The organism is Nonomuraea sp. NPDC048916 (genome assembly GCF_040649575.1).
GTDB lineage: Bacteria > Actinomycetota > Actinomycetes > Streptosporangiales > Streptosporangiaceae > Nonomuraea.
Genome location: NZ_JBEZFS010000118.1, coordinates 1 through 1,350, shown reverse-complemented (window position 1 = coordinate 1,350; position 1,350 = coordinate 1). Strand labels below are relative to the sequence as shown.

The 1,350-nt window shown below is 70.1% G+C and carries 1 protein-coding gene; it reads right to left on the bottom strand.

Features of this window, described 5'->3' with window-relative positions; all coding sequences use genetic code 11:
* Positions 1 to 21 precede the first annotated feature (21 nt).
* The coding region (locus AB0C16_RS40010) for a transposase (protein WP_357691363.1) at positions 22 to 1,350 on the bottom strand (1,329 nt) is incomplete at its 5' end.

The following is a 1,350-nucleotide window of genomic DNA, read 5'->3' as shown; positions in this document are numbered from 1 at the left end:
GACCCCGTTGCCGAATTCTGATCAGGCGGTCAGCGCGAGTTCGAGGCGGGCGAGATGGCTGGTGCGGGTTCTATCGAGCACGTGGCCGTTCCACCAGGCGTCCAGGCGGATGAGGTTGAGCGCGACGGCGGAGTAGACGTGTTCGAGGTGGACCTTCTTGATGCCGCAGTAGCGGGCCTGGCGGATGCCGGTGACCGCGACCGCCTGGTGGATGGTGCCCTCGACTCCGGCGCGGATGGCGTACCTGGCCTGCCAATCGGTGCTGTGTTGCTCGCGGCGGGCCTGGTCCAGGACCTCCTGCAGCGCGCGGGGGCGCAAGGTGAGCTGACGTCCGCCCTTCTTCGCCGAGGTACATGCCGAGCGGGCGGGGCAGGCATGGCAGACCTCGCCACCGAACTTGACCACGATTGCTTCCTGCCCGCGTTGGATGCAGGGGCTCCATGAGCTGCTGGTCTGGCCTTGCGGGCAGGTGACCTGCTGGTTGTCCCAATCGACGGTGAACGCGCTGCGGTCGAAGCCCGTCTTGGCACGGGCTTGCGGGGAGTAGTCGCCCAGGACGGGGGTGACCAGTGCCAGTCCGTAGCGGCGGCGGGCGGCGACGATGAGATCGGCCGCGGCGTAGCCGGAATCGACGTAGTGCTCGGCGGGTAGCAGACCGCGGCGGTCCAGCGCGGCGTGGATCGGCTCGACCTGTTTGACGTCGGGGACGGTGGCGTCCGTGGTGGCGACATTCGTGATCACGTTGGGCGGGGTGGTGGGCGCGTTGCTGCCCGGCTGCGTACCGGGCGCGGTCTCGTCTGGCGCGGGAAGGTCGTGGCAGGTCTCGCTGATGTGCACCTTGAAGCCGCACCAGAAGAAATCGTCGCCCTTGGCCGCCCAGCGGACGTCGGCATCGTAGGGGGAGGCCAGGCGGATACTGCCCGGCGGGAGCCCCTCTCCGCCGCCGTCGAGGGACTCCCGCCGCTTGACCACCTCCCGCCCGCGGCTGCCGGTGGTGCGGGTGTAGTTCTGAATGAGCATGATCCGCAAGGCTTGCACCGCGGGCAGCTCGCGCAGCCAAGCCGGGGAGAACGGCGCATACACGGCACTCACCAGCGCATATCCGTCGGCGCCGTAGGCGATGGCCAGTTGCTCGCGCTTGGTTGCCGAGGTCGGCAGCCGCCAGGAGTCCACCCGGGCGCGGTAGCGTTCGGCCCAGCCGCCCACCTCCAGCACCCGCTCCACCCAGCCGGGCGCGGCGGCCGAGATCGCCTCCAGCGCCGCCCGCACGCATTCCCCGGCCAGCTCCAGCCGGTTCAGATCGCGGACCGCGCCGAGCACATGCGTTGAGTCGGTGCGCTGCTTGCCGCC